This is a genomic window from Candidatus Deferrimicrobiaceae bacterium (genome assembly GCA_035256765.1).
Classification (GTDB): Bacteria; Desulfobacterota; Deferrimicrobia; order Deferrimicrobiales; family Deferrimicrobiaceae; genus CSP1-8.
This window is the reverse complement of the sequence record DATEXR010000184.1, coordinates 1-4,708: the sequence shown is the minus strand read 5'-3', so window position 1 is coordinate 4,708 and position 4,708 is coordinate 1. Positions and strand designations below refer to the sequence as shown.

At 64.2% G+C, this 4,708-nt stretch carries 5 protein-coding genes; 1 reads left to right on the top strand and 4 read right to left on the bottom strand.

Going from position 1 to position 4,708, the window contains the following annotated elements:
- Together VJ307_06240 and VJ307_06235 are read right to left on the bottom strand one after the other, a co-directional pair.
- Positions 1-1,586 (bottom strand): sugar phosphate nucleotidyltransferase (locus tag VJ307_06240; GenBank protein ID HJX73739.1); only part of this gene is annotated, 1,586 nt, incomplete at its 3' end.
- 31 nt (positions 1,587-1,617) lie between these two features.
- Positions 1,618-2,301, bottom strand: a complete 684-nt coding sequence (locus VJ307_06235) for a LysE family transporter (GenBank protein ID HJX73738.1) — start codon at positions 2,299-2,301, stop codon at positions 1,618-1,620.
- 27 nt (positions 2,302-2,328) lie between these two features.
- Here VJ307_06235 and VJ307_06230 point away from each other — a divergent pair, with 27 nt between their 5' ends.
- Positions 2,329-2,742 (top strand): NUDIX hydrolase, encoded by a 414-nt coding sequence (locus VJ307_06230; protein HJX73737.1) that lies wholly within the window; start codon positions 2,329-2,331, stop codon positions 2,740-2,742.
- Between the two features lie 428 nt (positions 2,743-3,170).
- Here VJ307_06230 and VJ307_06225 read toward each other — a convergent pair whose 3' ends face one another.
- Together VJ307_06225 and coaD are read right to left on the bottom strand one after the other, a co-directional pair.
- Positions 3,171-4,370, bottom strand: a complete 1,200-nt coding sequence (locus tag VJ307_06225) for a pyridoxal phosphate-dependent aminotransferase (GenBank protein ID HJX73736.1) — start codon at positions 4,368-4,370, stop codon at positions 3,171-3,173.
- A gap of 41 nt (positions 4,371-4,411) precedes the next feature.
- The coding region (gene coaD, locus VJ307_06220; GenBank protein HJX73735.1) for a pantetheine-phosphate adenylyltransferase at positions 4,412-4,708 on the bottom strand (297 nt) is incomplete at its 5' end.

Here is a 4,708-nt window from a genome sequence, read left to right as displayed (position 1 = left end):
CCCCCCACGGGGAAGGAGATCTCCCCCGTCTCCTCGGTGTCCGCGCGGACGAAGTCCTCCCGGAAGAAGAGAAACTCGATGCTCCGTTCCACGCTCACAGGGAGATTCAGCCCGTTGTCGTCGAAGAATTTCAGGTCCACGAAGGAGGGGTCGAAGGGACTTTTCCGCGTGTGCACCCCTCCCTTTTCCTCCCGGTGGTTCCGCGAGAGGTACCGGACGACAGGCAGCGGCGTGACGCCGTAGTCGTGGACGTTTACCCCGACCGACAGCATCCCGGTCATGATGGCCCGATTGATCATCCGCGACGTCTTGTGGGAGTCCCGGCTCGTGGACAGGACGACTTTTTTCCCGAAGGTCGCAGCGAACGCCGCGCCGACCTTGGCGGCGAACTCGGGGGTGATCTCGTGGTTGGCGAGCCCGTAGATGCCGTAGGCGCTGAACAGGGACCGCGCCCATTTCTCCCCCCACACCAGCGAGGAGGAGAGGACCGCGCCGTCCTCGACCTCCTTGTGCGGCCACACCTTGACATTCGCCTTGACCACCGCCTCGGTCCCGATGATGCAATGATCGCTGATCACCGCGCGCTCGGCGAGGAAGGCACGCCCCCGGATCACGCAGTCCGACCCGATGATGTTCTCGAGAAGGCGCACCCCCTTGTGGATCGCCGTGCGGGGCCACACGACCGAGGACTGGAGCACCGCGCCGTCCTCGACGATGCACCCGTCCCCGAGAACCACGTTTTCCGCGGAGACGCCGGCCCCCACGACGCAGTCCTTTCCGATCACGACGTTTTGCAGGTCGGAGGTGAAGTCGACGCGGGAATTTTCGCCGATCCACACGTTCCCGCTGCCCGCCTTCTTCCCGTCGAACTCGATCCCGACTTTTCCGGAAAGGATGTCCAGGTGGACGTTCAGGTACTCGTCCAGGTTCCCCACGTCCTTCCAGTACCCTTCCGCGATGTACCCCAGGAGCCTGTCCCCCCGCGACAGCATCAGCGGGAAGACGTTCTTGCTGAAGTCGAAGCTCTTTCCCTCGGGGATGAGGGAGAGCACCTCCGGCTCCAGGATATAGATGCCCGTATTCACCGTGTCGGAAAAGACCTCCCCCCACGACGGTTTTTCGAGGAACCGGACGATCCGTCCATCCTCCTCCGTGATGACGATCCCGTATTGGAGAGGGTTGGTGACCCGGGTGAGCACGATCGTGGCGGCGGCCTTGCGCTCCCGGTGGAATTCGATCGCCCGGGAGAGATCGAAATCGGTGATGATGTCGGCGCTGATGACGAGGAAGGTGCCATCGATCCGCGACTCGGCGTTCTTGACGGCTCCCGCCGTCCCGTAATCGGATTCGGCCCCGATGTAGTTCATCCGGACGCCCCAGGGGGACCCGTCCCCGAAATAGGAGGTGATCTTGTCGGGGTAGAAGTACAGGAGAACTTCGAGGTCCAGGATCCCGGAGCGCTTCAAGAGCCGCACCACGTGCTCCATCATCGGCCGGTTGGCCACGTAGGCCATTGGTTTGGGAAGCTTTTCCGTGATGGGACGAAGCCTCGTCCCGAACCCGCCGGCCATCACGACCGCCTTCATCCCCCCATGCCTCCTTGCCGCGGCATACGGATCACCAAATGCGGAAGAGCCTGGTCACTCCGAAATACCCGAACGAGATCGCGAAAAAGAAGAGGAACAGGGCGCAGGAGCCCACGATCCAGCGGTAGACGCGGTCGGTGAAGCGGTTTCTCCCCGCGGACACGGCGAAGCCGATGAACAGGTACCAGACGGCATCGGCCAGGATGTGCCCGGCGAAGAACAGGGCGATTCCCGCGGTCCCCAGCTTTTGCGAGATGAGAAGGTAGCCCAGGCCGATCGTGGCCCACCAGATCGTCCAGTAGGGGTTCGAAATCGACGCCACGATGCCGGAGAATACCGGGCGGAAAAGACTCGCGCGCCTGCCGTCGCCCCCCCCGGTCCGGGAAGCCGCCTCCCTTCCGTTCACATCGAGCCGAAGCGTCCGGACTTCACGGATCATCCCCACCGCCATCCAGAGAAGCATCGCCCCCCCCGCCAGGGCGATCACCGACGTCGCCATATCCCCCCGCACCCATTCCGCCAGCCCGAGCAGGATGAGCGCGAGAAGCCCGGCCTCGAGAATTCCGTGCCCCAGGACGAGAAGCGGAGCCGCCACGAACCCCTGCCGGCTCGTGTCCCGGACGGTCACCGCGAGGAGCGGGCCCGGCATCAGGGCGCCCGAGAGGGCGATGATGAAGGACGACACGAATATGGCGGCGGGCGAGGCGAAATTCATATACACTTTATAACACAACAGGAGGAAATGTTGGCCCGTGGCCCCCTTCCCACCGTGGACATCATCATCGAGGTCGGCGAGAAGATCGTCCTCATCCGGAGGAAACACCCCCCCGCCGGATGGGCCATCCCCGGGGGGTTCATCGACCGGGGGGAGAGGGCGGAAGAAGCGGCGATCCGGGAGGCGCGGGAGGAGACGGGTCTTTCGGTGACCCTCACCGCCCTTCTCGGCGTCTATTCCGATCCGGCCCGGGACCCCCGCCGGCACACGATCTCGACCGTGTACGTCGCCACGGCGGAGGGAACGCCGAAAGGGGGGGACGACGCCTCCGAGGCCCGGCTCTTCGGGCGGCGGAGCCTGCCCACCCCCCTCGCCTTCGACCACGCGAAGATCCTCGCCGACTATTTCCGCTTCCGGAGGACCGGAAGGCGTCCCCTGTAAGCGGCCGTCGCCTTCCGCGCCTTTGACAGCGCCCCAATAGGGGGCGTCATGAGCGGCTTATGCATCCTCGGAGGGGGGTCGCTCGCTTCGTCGCTCGACCTGCGATTTACCCGCAGGTCTGCGCTTGACCTTCCTCCCGGAAAGCTCCGCTTGGACCCCCCATCCTTCGGCTGCTCCGCCGCATCCGCCCCGGCACATGGAACGCACCGGGAAGTTGCCGCACGGCTCGTTCGCTGAGCGTCCGGGGACCCTCAGGCGATGCGGGGGGTTCCCCGGAGCGGCGTGTGGAGCGAGAGAGGAATATCCCCGCAAAGCGGGGTCCGTTCTCGCGAGCGGAACCGCAGCGAGCGGGCGCAAGGTCGCGAGCGTAGCGGAGGGGAAGCCCCCCGCGAGCCAGGGGCCCCGTCGACATCGCAGGCGCTGCCCGGCTAGCGGAGGTCTTTGACGGCCTGCTCGATGCGGTCGATTCCCTTCTCGATGTTCTTCATCGACGTCGCGTACGACAACCGCTGGCAGGCGTCGGCCCCGAACGCCACCCCCGGGACGGACGCCACCTTGTGATCCTCCAGCAAATAGGCGGCAAGATCGGAGGAGCTGTCGATCTTCCTGCCCGACGGGGTCTTCTTCCCGTACACCTTCGAGAAGTTTGGAAAGACGTAGAACGCCCCCTGGGGGAGAAGGCAGGAGACTCCGGGGATCTTGTTGAGCCGGTCCACGATATAGCGGCGCCTCCGGTCGAATTCGGCCACCCATCCTTTCAGGAAATCCTGCGGGCCGTTGAGCGCCTCGACCGCCGCCTTGTCGCAGAAGGAGACCGGGTTGCTCGTGCTCTGGCTCTGGATGTTGTTCATCGCCTCGACCAGCTCCTTGTCCGCCGCCACGTACCCGATCCTCCACCCCGTCATCGAGTACGCCTTGGACAACCCGTTGACGACGATCGTCCGTTTCCGGATCTCCTCCCCGAAGGAGGCGATGCTTGCGAACCGGAAGCCGTCGTACACGAGCTTCTCGTAGATGTCGTCGGACAGGACCGTCACGTCCCGGCGGACGATCACCTCCGCGATCCGTTTCAGCTCCTCCCCGGTGTACGCCGCCCCCGTGGGGTTGGAGGGGCTGTTCAGGATCACGCACTTCGTCCTGGGCGTGATCGCCCTGTCGAGCTCTTCGGGAGTCAGCTTGAAGCCGTGTTCCTCCTTCGTGTCGACGATCACCGGCGTGGCGCCCGCCAGAAGGACGATGTCGGGATAGGAAACCCAGTAGGGAGCGGGGATGACGATCTCGTCCCCTTCCTCGAAAAACGCCTGGGCGACGTTGTAGATGGAGTGCTTCGCCCCCACGGAGACGATGATGTTCTCCCTCTTGTACTCGAGGCCGTTGTCACGCTTGAATTTCGCGATCACGGCGTCCTTGAGTTCCGGGGTCCCGGGAACCGGCGTGTACTTCGTGTAGCCGTCGTCCAAAGCCTTTTTGGCCACCGCCTTGATGTGGTCCGGCGTGTCGAAATCCGGCTCGCCGGCCCCGAACCCGACGACGTCGATCCCTTGGGCCTTCATCGCCTTGGCCTTGCTCGTGATGGCCAGTGTCGGAGACGGCTGGATCTTGCCCACCCTGCGTGCGAGTTTCTTCAAGGTACGCTCCTTTCCCCGCGATGCGAGGTAAAGATGTTGGATCAAATCTTCTTCCCGAGCTTCCGGAGCATCCTGTCCCGGACCAAGGGGGGGACCAGGTCGTCGATCTTCCCGCCGAATCGCGCGATCTCCTTGGCGATGTGGGAGCTGATATAGGAATAGCGCTCCCCCGTCATCATGAAGACGGTGTCGACCTCGGGGGAGAGCTTCTTGTTCATGTGCGCCATCTGGAACTCGTACTCGAAATCGGAAATGGCCCGGAGGCCCCGGACCACCACGTGCGCTTCCTTGTGGCGCACGTATTCGATGAGAAGCCCCCGGAAGGAGTCCACCTCCAC

What these genes read in the sequence shown, in the direction of transcription:
- VJ307_06235 (HJX73738.1), bottom strand. Translation starts at nt 2,301, where the DNA reads ATGAATTTCGCCTCGCCCGCCGCCATATTCGTGTCGTCCTTCATCATC.
- VJ307_06230 (HJX73737.1), top strand. Translation starts at nt 2,329, where the DNA reads ATGTTGGCCCGTGGCCCCCTTCCCACCGTGGACATCATCATCGAGGTC.